At 61.2% G+C, this 22794-nt stretch carries 14 protein-coding genes; 9 read left to right on the top strand and 5 right to left on the bottom strand.

The annotated features are described in order from the left end of the window. Positions 1-6: 6 nt before the first annotated feature. Positions 7-1035 (bottom strand): GlxA family transcriptional regulator, encoded by a 1029-nt coding sequence (locus XINFAN_RS00600; RefSeq protein WP_124084629.1) that lies wholly within the window; start codon positions 1033-1035, stop codon positions 7-9. A gap of 105 nt (positions 1036-1140) precedes the next feature. Here XINFAN_RS00600 and XINFAN_RS00605 point away from each other — a divergent pair, with 105 nt between their 5' ends. The 9 genes from XINFAN_RS00605 (at position 1141) to XINFAN_RS22555 (ending at position 11244) form a co-directional block, all read left to right on the top strand. Beyond that, on the top strand, positions 1141-2241 hold the full coding sequence (locus tag XINFAN_RS00605; RefSeq protein WP_124084630.1) for a cis-3-hydroxy-L-proline dehydratase: 1101 nt from the start codon (positions 1141-1143) through the stop codon (positions 2239-2241). A 167-nt stretch (positions 2242-2408) separates the two neighbouring features. Then, on the top strand, positions 2409-4040 hold the full coding sequence (locus tag XINFAN_RS00610; RefSeq protein WP_124084631.1) for a choline dehydrogenase: 1632 nt from the start codon (positions 2409-2411) through the stop codon (positions 4038-4040). Between the two features lie 23 nt (positions 4041-4063). Beyond that, entirely contained in the window at positions 4064-4918 is an 855-nt protein-coding gene (gene choW / locus XINFAN_RS00615; RefSeq protein ID WP_124084632.1) for a choline ABC transporter permease subunit, read from the top strand. Continuing rightward, positions 4915-6132, top strand: coding sequence for a choline ABC transporter ATP-binding protein (choV, locus tag XINFAN_RS00620; protein ID WP_124084633.1), 1218 nt, complete (start codon positions 4915-4917; stop codon positions 6130-6132). Before choW ends, choV begins: the two co-directional genes overlap by 4 nt. Further along, complete coding sequence (locus XINFAN_RS00625; protein WP_199286326.1) at positions 6029-7771, top strand: GMC family oxidoreductase; 1743 nt, start codon at positions 6029-6031, stop codon at positions 7769-7771. Before choV ends, XINFAN_RS00625 begins: the two co-directional genes overlap by 104 nt. Then, positions 7768-8517 (top strand): SDR family NAD(P)-dependent oxidoreductase, encoded by a 750-nt coding sequence (locus XINFAN_RS00630; RefSeq protein ID WP_199286327.1) that lies wholly within the window; start codon positions 7768-7770, stop codon positions 8515-8517. Before XINFAN_RS00625 ends, XINFAN_RS00630 begins: the two co-directional genes overlap by 4 nt. Positions 8518-8562: 45 nt before the next feature. Beyond that, positions 8563-9507 (top strand): glycine betaine ABC transporter substrate-binding protein, encoded by a 945-nt coding sequence (locus tag XINFAN_RS00635; protein WP_124084634.1) that lies wholly within the window; start codon positions 8563-8565, stop codon positions 9505-9507. A gap of 292 nt (positions 9508-9799) precedes the next feature. After that, positions 9800-10549 (top strand): ornithine cyclodeaminase family protein, encoded by a 750-nt coding sequence (locus XINFAN_RS00640; RefSeq protein WP_199286328.1) that lies wholly within the window; start codon positions 9800-9802, stop codon positions 10547-10549. A 167-nt stretch (positions 10550-10716) separates the two neighbouring features. Then, positions 10717-11244, top strand: coding sequence for a hypothetical protein (locus tag XINFAN_RS22555; protein ID WP_233352080.1), 528 nt, complete (start codon positions 10717-10719; stop codon positions 11242-11244). Positions 11245-11772: 528 nt separating this feature from the next. On the opposite strand, the gene XINFAN_RS00650 is transcribed toward XINFAN_RS22555, so the two are convergent. The 4 genes from XINFAN_RS00650 to XINFAN_RS00665 all read right to left on the bottom strand — a co-directional run bounded on the left by XINFAN_RS00650 (position 11773) and on the right by XINFAN_RS00665 (position 22198). After that, on the bottom strand, positions 11773-15381 hold the full coding sequence (locus XINFAN_RS00650) for an AAA family ATPase (RefSeq protein WP_124084637.1): 3609 nt from the start codon (positions 15379-15381) through the stop codon (positions 11773-11775). A 219-nt stretch (positions 15382-15600) separates the two neighbouring features. Next, on the bottom strand, positions 15601-18531 hold the full coding sequence (locus XINFAN_RS00655; protein ID WP_124084638.1) for a DEAD/DEAH box helicase: 2931 nt from the start codon (positions 18529-18531) through the stop codon (positions 15601-15603). A 147-nt stretch (positions 18532-18678) separates the two neighbouring features. After that, positions 18679-21177, bottom strand: a complete 2499-nt coding sequence (locus XINFAN_RS00660) for a S8 family peptidase (protein WP_124084639.1) — start codon at positions 21175-21177, stop codon at positions 18679-18681. Further along, on the bottom strand, positions 21170-22198 hold the full coding sequence (locus tag XINFAN_RS00665; RefSeq protein WP_124084640.1) for an AAA family ATPase: 1029 nt from the start codon (positions 22196-22198) through the stop codon (positions 21170-21172). The genes XINFAN_RS00660 and XINFAN_RS00665 overlap by 8 nt, the downstream gene beginning before the upstream one ends. Positions 22199-22794 lie beyond the last annotated feature (596 nt).

Below are 22794 nucleotides of genomic sequence, written 5' to 3' on the forward strand. Positions count from 1 at the left end.
GGCCCCTCAGCTGACCCCGACATCCGAGTAAGACCGCCGGAGTTTGGACGGTGTCATCCCGAAACTCCGGTTGAACCAGAGGATCATGTGCGAGCTGTCGGTGAAGCCGCAGTCATGTGCGATCTGGGTGATGGAACGGTTGGTGTTCAGGACCATCCAGCGCGCCGTCTTGATCCGCATGCTGCGCCAGTAATCGCCGGGCGAGGTCTTGAGATGTTTGCGGAACAGGCGGGTCAGCTCCCGCTCGGTCGTGCCCACACCCTGGGCGACCATGGCCACCGAGCTGCGGTCGAACGTCATCTGGCGCATCAGGCCGACGGCATTCATCACGCGTTGATCCAGGCATTTCAACCCAAGCTCGGGGTCCTCCTGCATCTGCTGGATCTCGTCGAAGCCGCGGCCCGCCATCAGGTAATGCAGTGCCTTCCGCGTGCGCGAGTTGCCGCAGAAGTTCGTCACCAGGTGCATGGCCAGATTGACGGCGGCCAATCCCCCCGGGCAGGTGATGTATCCGCCGTCTGACACCACGGGCAGATCGGTGACTGGGGTGACATCCGGAAAGTTGCGCCGCATGGCCTCGGCCAGCGAGAAGTGGACGGCACAGCGCAGGCCCTTCAAGAGGCCAAGCTCTGCCAGCACGAATTGGCCGGAGCAGAGCCCGATGACCGGAACGCCCTGGTCCACGGCAAGGCGGACGAAATTGTAAAGTTCGGCAGGCACTTCCCGGCCGCTGTGCATCACGCCGCCATGGACGACGATGAAGTCGAAGGCGCTCGGATCGCCGTAAAGCTGGGTGGGGGTAAGCCCGAAGCCGCAGCTTGCGGAGATCGGGTCGTATGAAGACCCCAGCAGTTCCCACGAGCAGTAGATCTGCCGGCTGAAGTCGCTTTCGTCCGACGAAAGGCGCAGGAACTCGACGAAACAGGCCAGCGACATCAGGGTGAACTGCGGGGTGGGAACGATGCCGACCCGAAGGAGCGACCCCGTGGACGCAGGTGTGCGCACCGGCGACAGGAAGGAATAATCTGCGTTCATCGCCGGGTATGGCCGGTAGGCCCCTCCAAGAATTTGTCCGAAACATACAATCATCCCCGATCAAGGCAAACCATCTTGCGGCAATCAGGTTCGGGAGCCGCCAAGATGAAGATCACCAAAGTTTCGATCCACCAAGTCGACCTGCCGCTGAAGGAGGGCCGCTACAGCTGGTCCATCCACAGTTTTGCAGCCTTCGACAGCACTGTGGTCCTGATCGAAACCGACGACGGCGTCACCGGGGTGGGCGAGACCTGCCCCTTGGGGCCTGCCTATCTGCCGGCCTATGCCGAAGGCGCGCGCACCGGGCTTGCCAAGCTGGCGCAGGGTCTGATCGGCGAGGATCCGACCCAGATCGCCAGGGTGGGCGAGCGGATGGAGCAGCTGCTGAAGGGCCATCCCTATGCCAAATCCGCCATCGACATGGCCTGCTGGGACATTCTGGGCAAGGTGACGGGGCAGCCGGTCTACAACCTGCTGGGTGGCAAGCTGCAAGACAAAGTGACGCTGTTCAAGGTGGTCAGCCGTGACGACCCCGAAAAGATGGCGGCGAAGTTGCAATCCTATCAGGATCAGGGCTTCCGCCAGTTCCAGATGAAGGTCGGCGCCGGTGCCAATGATGACATCGACCGCATCCATGCAGTCTCGTCCAAGCTGAAATCCGGCAACATCCTGGCCGCCGATGCCAACACCGGCTGGAAGCAGCACGAGGCGCTGCGGGTGGTCAAGGCGGTTCGCGATGTCGACATCTTCATCGAACAACCCTGCATGAGCTATGAGGAATGTCTGGTCGTGCGCCAGCATACGGATCATCCGATGATCCTGGACGAATGCATGGACGACGTATTCTCGCTGATGCGTGGCTATCACGACCGGGCGATGGACGCGGTCAACGTCAAGATCAATCGGATCGGCGGCATCTCGAAGACACGACAGTTCCGCGACCTGTGCACCGACATGGGGATCGGGGTCACCATCGAAGACACCTGGGGTGGTGAGATCGCGACCTCGGCCATCGCCCATCTGGCGCATTCCACGCAGAGGGGCCTGCACTTCCAGTCTTCGGCCTTCCACGAATACCACTCGCTGGAGATCGCTTCGGGCGGGCCGGTGGTGGCCGACGGCTTCATGGTGGCCTCGGACAAGCCGGGGCTGGGGGTCGAGCCTCATATGGACGTGCTGGGCGATCCCGTGGCTGTCATCCAATAACGCGCGGAGTTGATTTCAGATCAACTCTTGATCGAATTTTATCACGGTTGTCGTAAAAATGTAATCCGGCATCATAATGTGAAACTTGGCGAAGGATGGCTGGAGCCGTCCAAAGCCATGTCAGGCGCAAAGCCAACCGGATGCAAAGCCAAGCCGCAGGGAAACCCATGAACGCCGCCTCTCACACTTTCGATTACGTCATCGTCGGCGCCGGCTCGGCGGGATGTGTCGTCGCCAACCGACTGAGCGCCAACCCCTCGGTCCGCGTGCTGCTGATCGAGGCGGGGCCGCGCGACAACAGCATCTTCCTGCGCATGCCGGCAGCGATGGGCATCCCGTTGGAGACGACGCGCTTCAACTGGAAATACCTCACCGAGCCTGAGGCGGGTCTGAACGGCCGGGTCAGCGAGCAGCATCGTGGCCGGGTGCTGGGCGGTTCCTCCTCGATCAACGGCATGATCTTCAACCGCGGCAATCCGCGCGATTTCGACGGCTGGGCGCAATCGGGCCTGTCGGAGTGGTCCTTCGCGCATTGCCTGCCTTATTTTCGCAGGATGGAGACCTTTGACGGCGGGGCGGACAGCTATCGCGGCGGCGACGGTCCGCTGCTGGTGCATCGCTGCCGTGCCGAGAACCCGCTGTATCAGGCCTTCCTTGAGGCTGGGGTTCAGTATGGCATCGGCAGGACTCACGACCACAACGGGCAAAAGCAGGAAGGCGTGCACCTGGCCCAGGTGACGATCCGCAATGGCACCCGGGAAAGCACGGCGCAGGCCTATCTGAAGCCGTTGCGCGGGCGCAGCAACCTGACCGTGCAGGTCGGCGCGCAGGTCGACCGGCTGACCGTATCGGGCAATCGGGTGACTGGCGTCGCCTTCACCACCGACAGCGGCGCCACGCACCGGGTCGAGGCAGAGCGCGAGGTGATCCTTTGCGCCGGGGCCATCGGATCGGCGCATCTTCTGATGCTGTCCGGTCTGGGCGATGCCGATGATCTGCGCGCCCATGGCGTTCAGGTGGCGCAGCACCTTCCCGGCGTCGGGCGCCATCTGCAGGACCATATCGGCGTGCCGGTGCAATACAAGATCACCAAACCGCTGTCGCCGACCCGCCAGCTCTCGCCCGTCGGGCGGGTGTTCACCGGAGCACGCTGGATGCTGACCAAGGGCGGGCTTGGCGCCAGCAACTATTTCGAGGTCGGAGCCTTCTTCCGCACCGGCGACGACACGGCAGGGCCGGACATCCAGCAGGAATTCTTCCCGATGATCGGGATGTATCATCAGGGCAAAGCGCAGGCCTGGGACGGATTCCAGTATTTCACCAGCCTAATGCACCCCGAAAGCCAGGGCAGCATCCGGCTGAAATCGGCCGACCCCAAGGCGCGGCCCGAGCTACGCTTCAACTACCTCTCGGCCGGGGACGATCTCAAGCGGCTCGCCCGCGGGATCCGCATGACGCAAGAGATGGTGCGGCAGTCCGCCTGGGACGGTATCCGGGGGGCCGCCTTCAGCCCCGACGCCGATGTCACCGATGACGCCGGATTGGAGGCCTGGATCCGTAAGGAAGCCAACACAGGCTACCACCCCGTCGCGACCTGCCGCATGGGCAGTGACGACATGTCGGTGACGGATCAGCAGGGCCGCGTTCACGGGATCGAGGGTCTGCGTGTGATCGATGCCTCGCTGATGCCAAACCTGCCGACGGGCAACACCAATGCCTCGACGATCATGCTGGCGGAGAAACTGTCGGATGCGGTGATGGGGCGGGCGCTGCCGCCGACCCCCATCGCCTACGCCTGAACCTCTCACCCGGGACGGCTGTCATGGATCCAATCACAGAGTTCATGGTCGATCATCGCATCCCCGTCGGTCCATGGGGCATGGCGTTCTTCGATCTTATCACCGACCAGTTCAACAGCTTCCTCCGGCTGTTCTCCAGATCACTGAACAACTTCCTGGCAGGGCTGGTCGACCTGTTCCTATTGCTGCCGCCCGTCGCGCTGGCGCTGATGATTGCCGGGCTTGCCTGGTATCTGCAACGCTCGCTGCGGTTGGCGATCGGCGTGGCCCTGGGGCTGTTCTTCATCATCAATCAGAGCATGTGGGCACAGACGGTGCAGACGCTTGTCCTGGTCGTGACGGCGGCGACAGCGTCGATGGCCATCGGCATTCCCCTGGGGATCGCCGCCGCGCACCGCCCCAGGCTTTACCGCGTCATGCTGCCGGTGCTGGACCTGATGCAGACGCTGCCAACCTTCGTCTACCTGATCCCGGTGCTGACGCTGTTCGGTCTGGGCAATGCGCCCGGGCTGATCGTCACCATCATCTTCGTGCTGCCTACGCCGGTCCGGCTGACCTATCTGGGCATCTCCTCGGTGCCGACCTCCATCATCGAGGCCGGACAGGCCTTCGGCGCGACCAGGCGGCAGCTCTTGTGGAAGTATGAACTGCCGTCGGCCCTGCCGACGATCATGGTCGGGCTGACCCAATCCATCATGCTATCGCTGTCGATGGTCGTCTTCGCCGCGCTGATCGGCGCGGGCGGGCTGGGGACCGAGATCAACCGTGCGCTCGGATCCCGCCGGATCGACCTCGGGATCGAGGCCGGGCTTGCTATCGTGGTGCTGGCGATCGTTCTGGACCGGATGGTTCACGTGAAAACGAGGGGCGGGAAATGACGACTGCTGTCGAGTTCAGAAATGTCGACATCATGTTCGGCGCACGGCAGGACCAGGCGCTGGCCATGCTGGACAGCGGCGCAAGCCGGGACCAGATCCTGCAGGAAACCGGCAATGTCCTTGGTTGCGCCGGTGCCAGTCTGTCGGTGCAGGAGGGCGAGATCTCGGTCCTGATGGGGCTTTCGGGATCGGGCAAGTCCACCCTGCTCCGCGCCGTGAACCGTCTGAACATTGTGTCCCGGGGCGAGGTGCTGGTGCGTGATGGCGATCGGCAGGTCGATATCACCTCCTGCGACGAGGTCACGCTGCGACGGATCCGGCAGCACAGGGTCGCGATGGTGTTCCAGCAGTTCGGCCTGCTGCCCTGGCGGACGGTCGAGCAGAACGTCGGCATCCCGCTGGAACTGGCGGGTGTTCCCGAAGAGCAGCGCCGCAGGCGCGTGGCCGAGCAGCTGCGGCTGGTGAACCTGGACCAATGGGCTGGCAAATACGCCAATGAACTGTCCGGCGGGATGCAGCAGCGCGTCGGATTGGCGCGGGCTTTCGTGACCGAGGCGCCGATCCTGCTGATGGATGAACCCTTCTCGGCCCTGGACCCGCTGATCCGCACCAAATTGCAGGACGAACTGCTGATCCTTCAGGAAAAGCTCAGGAAGACGATCCTCTTCGTCAGCCACGATCTGGAAGAGGCGCTGAAGATCGGCAACCACATCACCATCATGGAATCCGGGCGGATCGTCCAGACCGGCACCCCCGAAGAGATCGTCCTGAAGCCGGCCAATGCCTATGTGCGCGATTTCGTTGCCAATGTGAACCCGATGTCGGTCCTAACCGCATGGAACGTCATGCGCGATGTTCGCGACCTTGCTGCTGCCGGCGAGGGTTGGGTCTGGCTGGACCGCCGCCGGACCACGCGTCTGAAATTGGCCTCCGGAGCCGCCGGTCTGGAAGTGGAGCGCGATGGCAAGCCGGTAGCGCTTGTCCCCTACGCGGCGCCGCAGTCGGGGCATGACGGGGGCGGGCCGGTTTTCACCATTCCGGTGACCATGCCCCTGAAGGCCGCAATGGAGGCGATGCAGCATTCCGCCGCAGGGCCGATCGCTGTTCTGGATGGCGGGCGGGTCGTGGGGGCCATCGGCGTCCGCGACGTTCTGGGCGCAATTCTGGGGCGCGAGGCGTCGGGAGTGCGCGTGTCGCCCTCGACGCCAAACTGACCGCAGCTTCGGGATGGCAGGGATGGAAACGACCTTCGACTATGTTGTCATCGGGGCGGGATCGGCGGGATGCGCCGTGGCGGGCCGGTTGTCCGAGGACGGAAAGCACAGCGTCCTGTTGCTCGAGGCCGGTGGCAGTGACCGTCACCTGTATATCCAGATGCCGGCGGCCTCTTATCTGAAGGCCATCGGCAACCCGCGCTTCGATTGGCGCTACAAGGCTGAGGCCGATCCGACTCGCCATGGCCGGCGCGATTACATGCCGCGCGGCAAGGTCGTGGGCGGAACCAGCTCAATCAACGGCATGATCTACCTGCGTGGCCAGCCCGAGGATTTCCAAGAATGGTCGGAGCTTGGGTGCACCGGCTGGGAATACGGCGATGTGCTTCCCGTCTACAAACGCGCGGAAGACAACGAGAACGGTGCCGATGACATGCATGGCGCGGGCGGCCCGCTGACCGTGTCGAACCTTCGGATCAGGCATGAGCTCTCGGACTCATGGATCGCCGCTGGCATGTCCCTGGGATTGCCACACCGGACCGACTTCAATAGGCGTGACCAAGAGGGGATCGGACAGCTGCAGGCGACGCAGCGGTCCGGGCGCAGGTGCAGCGCAGGCAAGGCCTATATCCACCCGGCGATGAAACGCCGCAACTTCACCCTGCGGACCGGCGCCCATGTCCGTCGCATCCTGTTCGACGGCAAGCGGGCCAGCGGGGTCGAGTTCCAGACCGGGAACAAGTGCCAGACGGTGCAGGGCAGACGCGCGATCGTGCTGAGCGGCGGCGCCCTGTCCAGCCCGCAGATTCTGATGCTGTCGGGCATCGGTCCGGCGGCGCAGCTGAAGGCGCATGGCATCGGCGTGCAGGCCGATCTGCCGGGCGTCGGCGCGAATTTCCACGATCACGCCGGCACGGCGCATATCGCCTATGTGAACCGCCCCACCTACAATGTGCAGAACTCGCTGCTGCACATGATGGCCTTCGGCGCGATGTGGCTGTTCGCGGGGCGCGGTCCGGGAACCACGCCCGATGCCCATGCGCTGGCCTTCGTCCGCTCCCGCCCCGAGCTGACCCGGCCGGACATCCAGTATCACTTCACGCCCGCAGGCTTCGACCTGACCGAGGATGGCCCGGTCCTCTTCGACCGCCCCGCCGTGACGGCGCTGTGCAACCTGCACCGGCCGTTCTCCCGCGGCAGCATCGGGCTGAAGTCCTCCGATCCGATGGATCAGCCCGCGATCCAGCCCAATCTGTTCAGCGACGAGCGCGATATCGAGACCTTGGTTCTGGGGGCAAAGCGTCTGCGGGATTTCTTCACGACCGCACCGCTCAGCCGTCATGTCGTTGAGGAATTTAAACCGGGCCGCGAAGTGCAGAGCGACGACGAATGGCGCGACTTTGTGCTGCGCGAGGCGATCGGCGTCTATCATCCCGCCGGGTCCTGCAAGATGGGCACCGATCCGATGGCGGTGGTGGATGCGCGCCTGAGGGTGCACGGGATCAGCGGGCTTTACGTCGCCGATGCCTCGATCATGCCGACCATCGTCAGCGGCAACCTTAACGCCTCCTGCGTGATGATCGGCGAACGCTGCGCCGATTTTGTGAAACAGGACACCAATCAAGGGAATTCACGATGAGCGGGATGTCAGGCAGCTTGGTCGGGAAGACGGCCCTTGTCACAGGTGCAACCTCCGGCATCGGCAAGGAGGTCGCGGCGCTCTTGGCCGCCAGGGGCGCGCGCGTCGCCTGCGTCTCCCGATCAGCAGGCTCGGTGTCGGAACTGCCGACGGGCGGGCTGGCGATTGCCGCCGATGTCGGCGATGCGGCCTCTGTCGCACAGGCCTTCGAGCGCGCCACCGATGCCCTGGGCGCGATCGACTATGTGGTGAACGCCGCCGGCGTCGGCACCCCGGCCTTCCTCGAGGATCTGACGCCCGAGCTTTGGCAGCGCGAGATCGCGATCAACCTGTCAGGCTCGTTCTACGTCGCACGCGAGGCCGCGATCCGGATGAAGCGGGCGGGGTCGGGCAGCATCGTGCTGATCGGCTCGGAGCTTGCGCATCTGGGATTGGAGCGACTGCCGCATTACTGCGCCGCCAAGGCAGGCATTCTGGGCTTGACCCGGGCCCTGGCACTGGAGCTGGCGCCGGTGATCCGGGTCAACTGCGTCTGCCCCGGTCCGGTCGACACGCCGATGATGGAAACCGAGCTGCTGGCCTTTGGCGGAACGCCCGAGATCCGGCAGGCCGCCATCGACCGGGTGCCGCTGAAGCGCTTCGCCGACCCGAAAGAGATCGCGGAGTTCATTTGTTTCGTGCTGGTCCAGGCAACCTTCTCGACCGGCAATATCCTGAATGCAGACGGCGGCACCACCGCTGCCTGATCCGAAGACGGCAAACAACAAGAACCACCACAAGGGAGTAATAGAATGTCACGCAAACTGAATACCCTGGCTGCCCTGATGACAACATCGCTGATCGTCGCGGTCGGGCCCGCTTTCGCGCAGGAAGCCGACAGCTGCCACGACGTCAGGATCGCCGCCGGGGAATGGCCGGATATCCAGATCACCTCGGCCATCATGGAGATGATCACCGAGGCGCTCGGCTACGACACGGATATCACCACGCTGACCATTCCTGTTGTCTACGCCTCGCTGAAGAACAACGACGTCGATGTCTGGATGGGCAACTGGATGCCCAGCCAGACCACGGAATTGCAACCCTACCTTGATGACAAGTCGGTCGAGGTTCTGGGCGTGAACCTGGCCGGCGCGCAGTCCAGCATCGCGGTTCCGAGCTATGTCGCTGAGGCGGGCGTCACATCCTTCAAGGATCTGGCCGGGAATGCCGACAAATTCGGCTCCAGGGTCTACGGTTTCGAGGCGGGCAATGACGTGAACCGCCATGTTCAAGCCCTGATCGACGATCCTGCCAATGGTCTGACGGGTTGGACCCTGGTCGAAAGCTCGGAAGCCGGCATGGTGACCGAGGCCGAAAAGGCGATTGAGAACAAGGAATGGATCATTTTCCTGCCCTATACGCCGCATGCTGCCATGGGGAAGATGGACCTGCATTTCCTGTCCGACATCCCGGATGCCTCTTTCGGTGAGGCGACCGTCTATACCAACGTCCGGGCGGGCTATCTGACCGAATGCCCGAATGTCGGCGGGCTGTTCAAGAACGTGTCCTTCTCGATCGAGATGCTGACCGACCTTCTGGCCTATCAGGAAACCGAGCGGTCCCGTCCGGAACAGACGGCCGAAAACTGGGTCCTGACCCATCAGGACGATATCCAGCCCTGGCTGGCCGGTGTCACCACGATCGATGGCGGGGATGCCTTCGAGGCGCTGCTGGCGGCCTATCCCAAGCCGTAACCGAGAGGAGGGGCGGCGTGTGGTTAGCTCCCTCGTGCTCCGCCCTCCTGTCGTGTGGCCAACCGCCCCGGACCCTGACCCGGCGGTTGGCCGACTTTCGCAATCGGAGACTCTACGGATGCGCCTCATCTCGGCCGAACAGTTTCGCGCGGGCATGACCTGGGAAAAGGCGATTTCGGCCCTTGCCCAGGGCCACCTTGGCGCTCCGCCCCTGGTGCAGGATCTGCTGCTGACCAGCGGCGCCTTTTCCCTGTTCGGGCGTGGCGTCATCCTGCCGGGCCGAGGGGCCGGGATGAAGATCGCCTCGATCCATCCGCCGAACCTGACGCGGGCCGAACCGCTGCCGGCCGAAGATGCCGCCTTTGCGGTGATCGACGAAGACAGCAAACGCATCAGCGCGATCTTGGACGGCGCAGAGCTGACCCGATGGAAAACGGCGGCGGATTCGGCCCTTGGGTCGCGAATCCTGTCGCGCCCCGACAGCGAGACCCTTTTGGTCCTCGGCGCGGGTCCGATTGCGGCGGCGCTGGCCGAAGCGCATGTCCATGTGCGCCCCGCGATCCGGCGCATCCTGCTGTGGAACCGCTCTCCCGACCGATTGGCGGAAATGCGTCGCCTGCTGGGGCCGCTGCAGCGCGAGCTGCGCGTCGAGAGCGACCTTCCCGGGGCCGTGCGGCAGGCGGACATCATCACCAGCGCCACCGGGTCGCGGGAGCCGCTGATCCGGGGCGAAGATGTGCGTCCGGGGACCCATGTGGACCTGGTGGGCGGCTACACGCCCGACATGCGCGAGGCGGATGACCAACTGGTCGCCAAGGCGGACGTGCACGTCAATTTCCGGGCCTCCGCCATCGGCCAGGTCGGGGACATATGCCAGCCTATCAGCAACGGCACGATCTCGGAAAAAGACATCCGTGGCGATCTGTTCGATCTTGTCGGGCGAGACCTGTCGCGGCGTCTTGGCGGGATCACACTCTACAAGAATGCAGGGGGCGCCTATATGGATCTGCTTGTCGCCCGCGCCTATCTGAACGGACAGTGACCCTCTGCAGGCATTTGAGGTGCCCCTGAGTTTTCAGCGCTTTGCCTCCAACTGTGAGGCAAAGAGGCCGAGATGGTGCGGAATATGCTGGGGCTCATCCGCTGAGGCTTCTGCCATCCTGCCGCAGCAATGACCCAAGCTGTTTCGCCAGTATCGGAAAGTGACATATGCTGGGATCTGACGTTTACGGCTCTCCCGAAACCATGAGCCTAGAGGCCTATGCCTGTGAAGCGGAGAAGCTTGTAGACATGGGCGATGTCCTACTGGTCGCGGGAGATCCGGTCGAGTGCCTCGGCGAAGAGAATGTCGAACCGTCCGTTCCGTGCATCATCGAGCATTCGGAGCATCCCGGCCCTGCTGCGCACGGCGGCCCCGGAGATCGCCTCGTCATCGTAGATTTGAGCTACATCCCACCCTTTGCGCGCCGCGAACTCCCGGCATTCCCTGATCTGATCGTCGATGGATTCTGGGCTCTGGAGGTCGGACGAGTATCGGGCGTAGAGGGCGGCTTTGGGCATAGAGGCTCCGGCGTTCTGGAACCTAGCGCTTCTGGCAGCAAGCAGATGGCGATGGAAGGCGTGCATGCCGGTTCCGCGGGGTCAAGCTCCACGCCGGAGCCCTCAGCGGCCCTCCTTGGGCTGCTGCCCTATCCCCTGCTACGTTTCGCAACTGGTTGCGGGTTGCGCGACACCTGATTTGAACCTGCGAGTGCAAGCTGTTGATTTTGTTGATGCGGGTATGTTGCGGACAAACAAAAACCCCGCCAACCAATTGGTTTGGCAGGGTTTTTGTGGTGCTATCTGGTTGCGGGGGCGTGCAACCATCTCAAATTGCGACTTCTCTCTGTATATCGCGCCCTCCTTGAGCGATCGGCACTAGCGAAGTCCAGAGGGCTGCTTCGTACTGCAGCGTAGAATTGACCGCATCCTCCACCAACCCGTTACAACATCATGATAACATATGGTTTCCCCTCTGTAACTCACATTATCCATAAGCCCTGCACTCGTCGCCCCATCATACCGATGGTGGCGGTGCCGACCGGAACGCCGGGGCGAGTTCCGTGACTGTATATCAGATTGACCTTCGCGATTCAGCCAGAGTCCAGCTCGGCCACCGCGATATGCGAGCGCGATCACGCTGGGTTGGCCTGATAGCAGTTGCGCCCTCCAGGAAACGAGCGCAGAGGTTTTCTTACAAAGTTCGGTAGGGGGATCACCCAGCACTCAGGCGGCGAAGTGCTTAGCAATGGCGCCTGCGGCATGCTGGCTAAGCTGCGGCCCTTCAAACGTCTCGATCAGGCGACCGGGAAAGTGCTTGTCGTACCATGCGATCTTTCGCGCCCGGTGCTCTTGGTAAGAATCCGAAGACATCATCCCCCAGTGCTCCCAATACCAAGTCTCGCCCTGCCAGTTGATCGTGAAATCGGGCAAGTACATGGTGCCGTCAGGCGCACGGAGCAGGACCTCGTAGGAAAACGGAACATCACGTTCATGCAGCAGGTTGGCGATGACGAGTTCGGACTTTGACCGTACCATGTCGCTGCTAAGCGCCTCGTGAATGCGTCCTTCCTCGTACCAGCCCTTGCGATTGATAAGCTCATCGGAAACGGCACGGAAGAACCCGTCGAACAGAGACGAGTTAATCAGCCCGGTCTGGGCGTTCTCCGGGCGCCGTGCGGACAAGAGCGTAGAGACGTCGCCCTGAACAAGCAGCGTGCAGTGCTGCCGGGCACGCGTGAGCGCTGTATAGACGAGCTCGGAGGACAATGACCGGCCCTTCGAGCGAGGCACAACCACGTAGGAATGGTTGAACTCACTGCCCTGCGCTTTGTGGACGGAAATCGCGTACGCCAGCTCCAGATTGTCTTCCACACTCTCGAACCCACCGCTTGCGGAGAGTTCGCTGCCATAGCCGACAGCAAGGTGGTCCTTTCTTTCAAACTTGACCTGGAAGCGTTTCAGCCGGGGCGAAAACTTCTTGTCGAAGTTGTGCTTTTGAACAAAGCCGATCTCGCCGTTAAACACTTCGACACGCTCGGGCTTGCGGGTCTGAAAGTTGTAGGCCCAGACCGGGTCCGACTGCGGCCTGTTACGGTACTGAATGACCTTGTCGTAGAGCGTGACGCCGTCCAGCAAACCGTAGCGGCTCATAACCTCGTCCGCGACCCTGTCCTGAATAGCTTCGTTCAAGGCCTCAACACCGTGCAACTCGCCGCGATGCGGTGTCAGGACCTGGTACTTCTCCGGCTTCCATTCAAAGGCTTTTCGCCAGATATCAAACGGTTTGGCCGGGTCGAGCGCCACGCCGGTATGATCTTCCATTTCCTTTTCGATGGCGCGGATAAGTGTATCCGAAAGTGCGACCGGATCGTCCCAGTAGACCACGCGCAGGTCGGCATCGACGTCGCCGCCTTTGTGCACCTTCGTCAGCAACTCCTCGGCCGCACAGGAAGTCGACTGGCCGTCATCACGCGCATTCGCACCAATGAACAGATCGGCAAGCCGCATGATGGCCGTTCCTTTCCCCTCGACGGTATTTTCGAGCTGGCGGAGGTTGTGGTGGAGGCTGGCGATGCTTGAAGCATTCTTTTCGCTCAGCCACCGAATTGTGTCAGCAAACACGCGCCCCCTCCCGATCGGCGGGAGCTGGTTGGGGTCACCGACAAGAATGAGGCGTCGTACCTGCCGCCAGTCGATAGCGCGCATAAGGCTCGCCATCACAACTAGGTCCAGCATCGACGCTTCATCAACGACAATTGTACCGCTTCCAGCGCGCTTGCCGCCGGACCGCTTGAGGGTGAGGTTGTTGTTGAGCCAGCCGCCCTTCGCCAAGAAAGAATGGACGGTCGACGTGGCAACGCGCTCGATCTCGCGTTCGTGCATTTTGGCACGCACACGATCGGAGGCCTTGCCGGTCGGCGCCAGCACGGTAATCGGTGCGCCGTCACCTTCAGTCTGCCGTACGGCGCGGATGACGGCGCAAATCACCGACGTCTTGCCCGTACCGGCCGCGCCTGTGACCACTGACAAGGGCCTCCGGAAGATTTCGGCGCAGGCGTCGGCCTGCGCGTCGACCGCATCCTCGTACTCCGCCTTAGCCTTTGTCACGAGCGGACTCTTTGCGTCACGGATTTCTGCGCGCCAGTTGTCAGAATCAAAAGGGCGCGCGAGAGCAATATCGGCACGGCCGGAGAGTTTGGTTAGTGCCTCTTCGATTACCCGCTCGTCATCGTAAACCTCGGCAAGATAGAGCCACAGGCGGTCTCCCTCGCTCCGCAGGACGAGCGACTCTTCGAGCACATCGCGATCCACCTCGAAGTAGCGCTCCGTAAAGGTAGCCCCTTTCCACTCAGGCAGCTTGGCGAGACGTGCGTTGACCTCGGCAAGGACGGCGTCGGCAGCGCGAAATGTCTGGTTCGGCTCGCGCCGCAAGTGCTCGACGCAAAGTGCCCGCAGCCGCCGGACATCGTCGAACTCCATTTCGGCAAGAGGCTCGCCGCCAAGGTCGGGGGACGGCAGTACGCCCCGGTCAATCGTGCCCCAAGGGATCGTGTCATCAGTGCTGTCACCGACATAGCCCTCCGAAAGCAGGTAAGGGTTGTCGACGGGGTCGATGACCACGACGGGCAATCCATGCGCCTCCCGCACCGACGTTTCTTCGCTGACAATACGCTCTATCTGTTCAAGGTTCAGATCAAGACGCGGCAGTACATCGCGCAGTAACGAGCGGGCGCTATCGGGCTTGAGCCGCCATTGCCTTGAAAGCCGTTGGAGGGGTTTTCCGAACAGCCCGAAGCTGGACGCATCAGCGCCGTTGTCGACGGCATCGAAGAATAGCCTATAGGCTTCCTTGGATTGGCCTTTTTCCATGAGCGTGCGCGCCGGGGCGGTGGCAGCGTCGGCCCCCAGAAAGCGCATCACATTCAGCAGGCCGGGATAAAGGCCGCGCTTGCTCCAAAGTTCTGCGATGCAACCGAGCAGCCACCGCTCGCGTTCGGCCCAGTCTTCGCTCTCATCACCGATGGCCTTGAGCTCATGGACGGCACTCAGAAACTGCTCAAGCAACCCGATCGCATCATCGTTGGTCAGATGGCGGGCACCGTATTTGCACGTGCGCGGGTTCTCGGGAAAGATGGCTATACGCGCCAGCATTTCAGGATCATCGCGGTAGCGGTGGTAAGGCAGCCGCAGGCCTTCATTCGGGTAGTGCGAACTGACATTGCGCGCCCAGATCATGCCCCCGGCATATCGTGCGCGGATATACTCGTTCGCGTCATCGTAGATCAGGCGGTCTCCGACCTTCTTGACGCGCGAAACGCCAATAAGCGCGTAGCGGGGACTCTCCTCCTCGGAGAATGGGTTGGAGTAGTTCGCATAGTAGAAGATGAGGCTCTTGTTGTCCTCGATCTCGGCAAAGAACGCCTCGGCATTGGCCGAGCGGCGGTCATTGTCGAGGCGGCCCGTCTCATCATAGACGTCGTCACCATACATGGCCTCATAGGGCCAGACGCAGGCCGTGGCCTCAGGAATGTCCCACTCTGTACGCAGTGCGCCGCCCCGGAAAAAATCCGGCGGATTGGAGTAACCCCGAATGGGATCCGGTCCGAATGCGTTGATGCTGTAAATACAGGGCGGCAGGTCCGCGCCACAGAGCTTGGTCAGAGGCTTGCCTGCCTGCGACATTTCCTTTTCCAGGTCACGCTCCCGTGCAACCACGTCTCCAGGATAGGAGTGCCCGCCGACACAATAGGTGTTGCAGTCCGGCCGTTCGCAAACGCGGCCGTTCCAACCGTCATCATGCCAGGCCAGGCGCGCAGTCAAATGTACGGTCATGATATCTTCCCGGCGCTATAGTCCACTTCAATCTCAACAAACACACCCTATGGCGATCAAGCTACCCTATATTGGCTTGGCCGCACCAGAATAGTCGATGCCCTCGACCTCGTGCCGGCAAAGCTCTTCATAGTTCGTGTATTTGTGCTGGAGAGCCACTCCCATCCAACAGGTTCCTCTGGCTAAAGAGGCTTGTCGTTATCAAAAGGCATCCCCTTGTTAGGCGCTGACGAGCCACTGAGCTCGTGAGGCACCACCCCGCTGCGCATAATCCAACCCGTAGACCATCAGATCGGCGAGATGCGCGTCAACCGCACCTTTAGATATTCCCGGCTGAACACCGAAAACTTCGAAGATCAGTCCTGTTGGCGGTGCTTCCTCCAACGTCTGCTTCAAAGTCTGGAAGTCACCCATCGCAAACTGAGAAGGATTGCGGTGGCGTCCTGGATTCATACGATGCCCAATATGCTGGACCAACACCGCAGCATCGCAATAGGAGATGGATTTCAGCATCTGCCCTGAGACTTCGTAGACGTCGTTGACGCGTCCGCCCGACGGGGCACCACCAGCGCCTTTGCAGTGATACAGCCTGACCGCGACGGTGCCATCCGGAATTCGCACCACGGCGATATAATCTGCCGCCTCGCCACTTCGGTGGTCATAGACCAGCGCAACGGTGTTCGGCACGGCCATCAGATATCGCTCAAGCCATCGATGGACGCTCAACCTTCCGTCTGGTTGATCTGGTCCAAACTCCAAATCGATCTTGCAACCGTCCCAGTCAAGAGCGTCTGCGTCGTCGTCGCGCAGCTGGTTTACGACAGCCGTTGCAGCGACGATCAAGTTCACGCCGACGAAGGAAGACTTGTCAGCCGCATAGAAAACCGGCGGGTGCTCGGACAGCCACGACGCCAATTCCGACCATTCGTCATAGCCAGTATGGATCTCGACATCCTTCGCGCCAATTTTTGTGAACAGCGCACCACCATCAATACGGAAGCGAAAGCTCTCGTTGAAAGTATCGGAGACGATATCAAAGGTCATAGCGGAACGCGTACCGTTCACTTGCCAATTGGTCAGATCGAGATCTGTTATATTACCATAGAACCACGGCTCTCCCGCTTGATTTCTCCATCGGATCCTTGGTGTAAGCCGGTAGGTCTGTTTATGCCAGCCAGCGGCGATGATCCGCTCGGGAAGCTCTCGAAGGGTGCGGGCGTGCTGAATAATATCTAGTTGCGAGACTGAAATCCCACCTCCACCACCAAGTCTGCCATTGAGCTCGGTAATCCACTCTATGTACTCTGCGACGGTCAGGCGCTGATTGGACCAGATGCGCGAGCTGCTGCTGGCACCGATCGTCTCACGGATGTCGCCATCGCCGACACCGCTACCGAAGAAGTGCCCTTGGGAATAGGCTCGGGCGTCGCCGCTCGTTATCGCGCGCTCCGCAGCGGGACCGGTCATCACCCGGTAGGACTCGGCCTGAGAATTGACCGCCGTATTTCTCAAACCGACATTGTAGAATTTGAGACTATTAAGCCCGCTCAACGCACGGCGCGTTTGCTCATAGCTAATGGGCCTGTGCTGATCGGGCAGCGCGGTCTGGATAAGATCTTGATAGATACGCGCTGTTCGGCGGGTCGAACCAATGAAGCACAGATGAGAGGCATCGTTGTAGGCCAAGAGGAATGCATCATGGCGCACGTTGACCAGTACATCAGATGTCGCCCAGCTCGGCGGTGAGGTATCAACTGTGAGGAGAAGCGAAATACGCCCGTCCTCCGATGACCATTGCTTCGCAACCCTTAGATTACGAGCTATGGTATCGCCAAACCGCGAGAAGTCCGGTTGCGCGTGGCATTCGAAAATCTGCGCGTGCGCGTAAAGTTCCAAAAGGAGCGGTGTCACGGAATCGTAGTCCGAGTCTGCCTGCTTTCTGATCTTGAGCAGGTCTAGGACCTCCCGATCCGCTTCCGCATCCGCGATCTGCGCCCGAGCGACTTCATCGATCAAGTCGGAGACGTCGATCCCTTCCTTGAACAGCTTCAGCGACGCCTCCTTGAGACGCGAAAGTGGTGCGACCAGAGTGGCATCGCCGGTCGCAGCATCGTTCGTCCGTGCGAAGCGACCGATGAACTGCAGTGTAGGCACCAAGGAACGATGGGGTGCGTGAAGAGCTGCGATCTTCAACTTGGGAAAGTCGTAGCCCTCGCCGAACATGTCAACGCAGACCACACCATCGATCTCACCTGCGAGTAGCTCTGCCTCCGCAGCGTCTTGGGCGCGCTTGGAGGCGTGGCTGTCGATGCTCCTCACGCGAGCGCCGAAATCGGCATAGATCTCGACTAACTTCCGCGCTGAAGCGATCGTCGCAGCTCGGGCAAAAATGCGATGGTCAAATCCATTTTCTTGGTCGGTACGTAGGCGCGCGACCGCAGTTTGGGCAACCGAGCGATCTATCTCCTCGTCATCGTTCTCATTCCGCACTGGTGCCTGTGTGAACGTCACCCGCCCGAATGCCGACTCCTTGGCAGCCTTCGATACCGGGTAGTAGTAAGCCATTCTGCCCGGGATCGCCTTTCGATCGCGCCGGAACGGTGTGGCGGTCAGGAAGACGAACTTCGCGTCCGGGTAGTGCTCAAGGAAGGTCGCCCACGTTTCTGCGGGCGCATGATGCGCTTCGTCAAAAATGATGAGGTCGAACAGATCCGGCATTGCCGGCGGCGCGACGACCGGTGATAGGCTCTGAGGCGTGGAGATCACTATGTCCTGTTCCGCAAGCTTGGACCACTCGTCAGCACCTGCAGGCACACCCTTCTGACCGTGAACCTTGGGGTTAGGTGTGGCGTCGTCGATAACCCGGAGCCGCCGCAAGACGGACAGCTCTTTGAAATGGGCGGTGGTCTGCCGCCGCAGAGCGTCGGAAGGCTCGACGACCAGTACCCGCACTGACCGCAGCAAGAAAGGCAAGGCCATGAGTAATGCCGTCTTTCCGTAGCCAGTGGGCAAGGAAAGGATCGCCGGTTCGTCGTAAACCGAGAAATGCGCCAAGGACGAATGCAATGCGCCCAACTGCCCCGGGCGAAAACCTGTATTGGGGGCGCCTACCAGATTCAGCGCAAGGCTATTATCAATAAAGTATGCCATCAATCCCCCCGGATCATTAGGCTAGATTATATTGATTAAGAAAGTACTGCCTAGTTGTTTGCTCCCGGATTTTGATGGTGCGATCTTCTTCTTGGATCAACGGCCCTACCATCATATAAATCGGCACTAAATCTCAGGGCATTCATGCTAGGTCTCAATGGTTACGCCAGCAGCTATCAGATTTTCAATCTCTGTGGCGATTGGTGTGATCAGGTCAACGTCGACATCCGGCGTCTCGATGCCAACAACCAGTGCGTAGCGCGTCTTGCTCTCGGCTCGTCCGAGGGCTTTGCGTTCGCGCCACCAGCCTGAAATCGGATACACATAGAGGAGGTCCCGCGCCGCGAGCTCGACAGCGCTACCCTCCCAGATGTCCATATGGATTGAGCCGGCAGACACCGATTTCGGCCCAAAGAACCAGCCGTCATTGTCTTCATTCACTGGTCTTGGATCACCATCAGCACGGTCATCCTTGTTGACCCGACGCAGGAAATTCCTTTCCGTCTCACGCGCACGCTTCAGGTCGAAACGAAGGCCAAATGACTGGTATCGTGCGGGATCGATCGCGCTTGCAAAGCTGGGATTCGGCTCAATGAAATACGACAATGTCACTTTGAGCCGGACACGCTCGTCGCCGAGATTTTCGAGAAGCTCACGCGGCCAGGGCAGGCGGTAGACATGGGCGTCGCCAAATCGAACACTACCTCCTTCCAGCCGGAAGGGTTGAATATGCCGCTGAGCGACCAGAGCGAGGTCATCACGTGCCGAAGCAATCGCCCGCCGGAGATCGGGCGCTCCGTAGCCATACTTTCTCGCAAGGGCCTTCTTCTCCGTCTTGCCGGCGGCGCCTCCGAATTCGGCGAGCATATGCGGCGTCCACCTCGCACTATGCACCATAAGGGCCCTGACGGTTTCGGGCCAGAAATCGGATCGCTCGGCCATTATCCTTGCGGCCATCCTCCCCGCCTGTGCGGTCGCAGCACTCGTTGCCCAGAAAGGTACAACCGGCTCGCGGCCTGCGGCCTTGGATGTCGTCAGCAGAGAAAGAGACGGCAGGCCGGAGAGGGCTTCGAACCCGGACCTGCTGAGCGCGCGGTTCCCGGCCTCATACACCACCTCAGGCTTGATTGGGGATTGGCTTGACCGCCAGAGCGTCGTTGTCCGACTGTAAGGGCTGCGGCCCCCCGGAGGCGACCAACCGGACCAGTCCCGATAGCCACGTTCCGAAATGTCGGATTTCAGCGTGGTGCCACCGACGGTAAGCACATTCCATGCCTGCGCCGGATCCTCACCCGGAAAGGCATCGGCATCGGAGATTTCATCCGCCCTGGAACTGTCTCCGATATTCCCGAGCGCCTGCACAAACAGACGTCGGAGATGGTCAGGCCCTTCATCAATGGCATCCGCGCCGGAGGAGATCTGGTCCAGTGCCGCACTCCAGCCTGTCGGTTCCGCTCCGGAACGGTTCTCGTTCGTAATCGCCGCACAGAAAACTCTTGGGCGCTCAGGTGCCGAGATTTCCGGCAATGAAGCCGCCGAAGTGGTAATTGCGCCGTAGGAAAATGGGTCATTCGGCTCAAAACCGTCCGGCGGCAGAATTTTCACGGATTCCAGTCGGTGAGACAGGATCGGCCGCGAAGCATCCCCCAGGGGCGCCGTCAGGTCGCCATGCAGAGCCAGGCCGGCCATTCCGGAGCCATGGCCGATGTCGCTGTGATCATCGACGCCCCAGTCTGCAACCACGGCGTAGAGATCGCTGCGATCAAGTGCCGGCTCGATCAGGGCGTGCCCACGATTGACCCCGGTGTCGAGCAGGCAAACGGCCGGCACATCCCTGCCCGGCCAGGTGACACGCTCGGCGAGATCTTCGACGAAATCATTCGCCATTCCGGCAAGCTCGTCGGTGAATACGGCAGGCGTATCGGTCGCGCGCCGGATCTCGGCAATTCCTCCGGTAGAAAACAGCAGCAGTTCGATGGCCGCACGCCGGCCATGGACCGGGAGAACGATCACTTCCGGGAAGCGCAACCGCGTGTCGTCTCCTCCAACGCTCAGCCCGAGGCGCCGCGCCAGTTCGTCAACCCGGTCGACCCGATCTGTGAAACACCAGAGCGCCCACCACATTTCAGCCTGGGGATCGTCTGGCAATGCTGCCAGGTCATCCCGCCAGAAGGTCTGGAGGCGGGCGGTTCGGATATGCTCGACAGGCTCGACGCGGGATTTCTTCGGGATACTGTCCCCTTCGACCTCACCAAACGCATAGTCACGGAAGACCGCGTCGAAGACATCGCGCGTATCATCGGGCACGAAAAGCGCGATGCGACGAATACCGTTGGCGGCGACAGTAACGGCTCCCTGTCGGGTCCCCTCGCGCTTGCATTCGAGAGTCGTCGGCCCCGCTCCCGGCGCAAGCTCAACCTCAAGATATACCCCATCAGGGGGCGGTGTACCGTCGGGGAGATCAAGAGCGTCTCTTCGCCGGTCCGCAAACTGAAAGGCGGCATCAAGCTCCCCAACCACCCGGCGGCCATGCTCTTCGCGGATACGCTGAAGCGTTCTCTGGCGCGCATTACTGCCGGGGGATTTATAATCGCGGACAACTCCCAGACCGCTCAGATCGATATGACGGTACTCATACTCAGCCAAGGCGCTCTTGTTCCTCGGCGAACACGGTTTTCATGCTCTGTCTCTTGTTGAGCTGGCGTGTCAGATCGGCCGTAGCAACCTGCCCTCTTTCGGCAAGGATGGCTTCCTTTACCGCCTCTTCCGCCGCGTGAACGATTTCCGCCTGGCTCAATCCATCCGCCGCAGCCTCGATCGTCTTCCAGGTGAGCTTTGGGTATTTCATAGGAGCCAGATGCGCCTTGATGATTGCCCGCACCTCTTCGGACGACGGCATTTCGAACCGCAACACTTCATCGAAACGGCGGAGCAAAGCCCGGTCCAGCAGAGACGGGTGATTGGTGGCAGCGACAAGGACGCTGTCCGTTGCCGATGGTTCTTCCATGAATTGGAGGAAGCTATTCAAAACGCGACGCATCTCAGCCACATCATTCGTCGCCAGACGGTTACTGCCAACCGCATCGAACTCATCGAACAGATAGACGCCTCTGCGCCGATGAGCCTCGTCGAAAACGAGCCGAAGTTTGGCGGCCGTCTCGCCCATGAAGCGCGTGATCAGGCTTTCGAGGCGGATCACAAACAGTGGCAACCGCAACTCGCCCGCCAGGGCCTCTGCCGTCATGGTCTTGCCCGAGCCTGGAGGCCCAGCGAAGAGCAGTCGACGGCTGGGGGTTTTGCCGTGCTCACGAAGCCAGTCGCGGCGCCGCTGCTGAAGTACCACCGCGTCGAGATGCCCCTTGATGTCACTGCTGAGTATGACATCCACGAGACGGATGCCTGGTTCCCGAAGGTCAAGCAGGCTGTCGAGATCGCCACGCGGGCGAGAGAAGGAGATCGGAACCGAAGATCGGGCACCACGCTGTGCGCGCGCAGCATCCACCGCGGAACGGATCTCTTCGGCGGTGGCCCTGTGGCCCTGGCGTGCTTCTCCGGCAGCAACCTGCAGCGCGATGGAGAAAAACTGCTCCTCATCGCCCTCTGCCTGGCTTCTCAGCATCGCCAGTATCTGCTTCGCATTTGACACCGCGTTGCCCCAACCGATCATCGTTTTCTGAGAATCGTAGTCTAGTCGCACCGATTTAGGAAGCTTTCAATCGCTGCTGGCACGCAGACGCGCTCCAAAGACCTGACGTATGATCCTTCCGCCCAGCCTCAGTGGAAGCCACATCATCGAACGCCACGAGCTCACCCCCTTACTCGGCTTGAAAAAAACCACACCGGGGCTTCTGGCAGCAATCTCGCGGGGGCGGCAGGCCTCAGATCATCGGCAGCGTGGGGCCGCCGACTACGCTAGCGCGCTATGCTGCCCTCCGCCATACTCTCTTCCACGCACCGGTACGCTCCGCATCTGGTTGCAGGTTCAGGACACCTGATTTGAACCTGCGGATGCAGGTCGTTGATTTTGTTGATGCGGGTGTGGAGCAGGCAAAACAAAACCCCGCCAACCTGTTGGTTTGACGGGGTTTTTCATATTTGAACTGGTTGCGGGGGCAAGATCTAATCTTCACTTGCGCCCCGAGCAAGTAAAGATGGTTGCGGGGATCGGCGTCGATCATAACTTGCGATCACCGTCGGTAAAGATGGTTGCAGGTTCCGGTAAACACACCAGCACCAGCACAACTCTGCCTTTTATATCTGAAC

The organism is Pseudogemmobacter humi (genome assembly GCF_900609055.1).
GTDB lineage: Bacteria > Pseudomonadota > Alphaproteobacteria > Rhodobacterales > Rhodobacteraceae > Pseudogemmobacter > Pseudogemmobacter humi.

Bases quoted from the DNA above. Each gene is read 5' to 3' on its own strand.
- XINFAN_RS00600 (WP_124084629.1), bottom strand. From the start codon at position 1,035: ATGAACGCAGATTATTCCTTCCTGTCGCCGGTGCGCACACCTGCGTCC.
- choV (WP_124084633.1), top strand. From the start codon at position 4,915: ATGACGACTGCTGTCGAGTTCAGAAATGTCGACATCATGTTCGGCGCA.
- XINFAN_RS00640 (WP_199286328.1), top strand. From the start codon at position 9,800: ATGAAGATCGCCTCGATCCATCCGCCGAACCTGACGCGGGCCGAACCG.
- XINFAN_RS00650 (WP_124084637.1), bottom strand. From the start codon at position 15,381: ATGACCGTACATTTGACTGCGCGCCTGGCCTGGCATGATGACGGTTGG.
- XINFAN_RS00630 (WP_199286327.1), top strand. From the start codon at position 7,768: ATGAGCGGGATGTCAGGCAGCTTGGTCGGGAAGACGGCCCTTGTCACA.
- XINFAN_RS00605 (WP_124084630.1), top strand. From the start codon at position 1,141: ATGAAGATCACCAAAGTTTCGATCCACCAAGTCGACCTGCCGCTGAAG.
- choW (WP_124084632.1), top strand. From the start codon at position 4,064: ATGGATCCAATCACAGAGTTCATGGTCGATCATCGCATCCCCGTCGGT.
- XINFAN_RS00610 (WP_124084631.1), top strand. From the start codon at position 2,409: ATGAACGCCGCCTCTCACACTTTCGATTACGTCATCGTCGGCGCCGGC.
- XINFAN_RS00655 (WP_124084638.1), bottom strand. From the start codon at position 18,531: ATGGCATACTTTATTGATAATAGCCTTGCGCTGAATCTGGTAGGCGCC.
- XINFAN_RS22555 (WP_233352080.1), top strand. From the start codon at position 10,717: ATGCTGGGATCTGACGTTTACGGCTCTCCCGAAACCATGAGCCTAGAG.
- XINFAN_RS00625 (WP_199286326.1), top strand. From the start codon at position 6,029: ATGGCGGGCGGGTCGTGGGGGCCATCGGCGTCCGCGACGTTCTGGGCG.
- XINFAN_RS00665 (WP_124084640.1), bottom strand. From the start codon at position 22,198: ATGATCGGTTGGGGCAACGCGGTGTCAAATGCGAAGCAGATACTGGCG.
- XINFAN_RS00635 (WP_124084634.1), top strand. From the start codon at position 8,563: ATGTCACGCAAACTGAATACCCTGGCTGCCCTGATGACAACATCGCTG.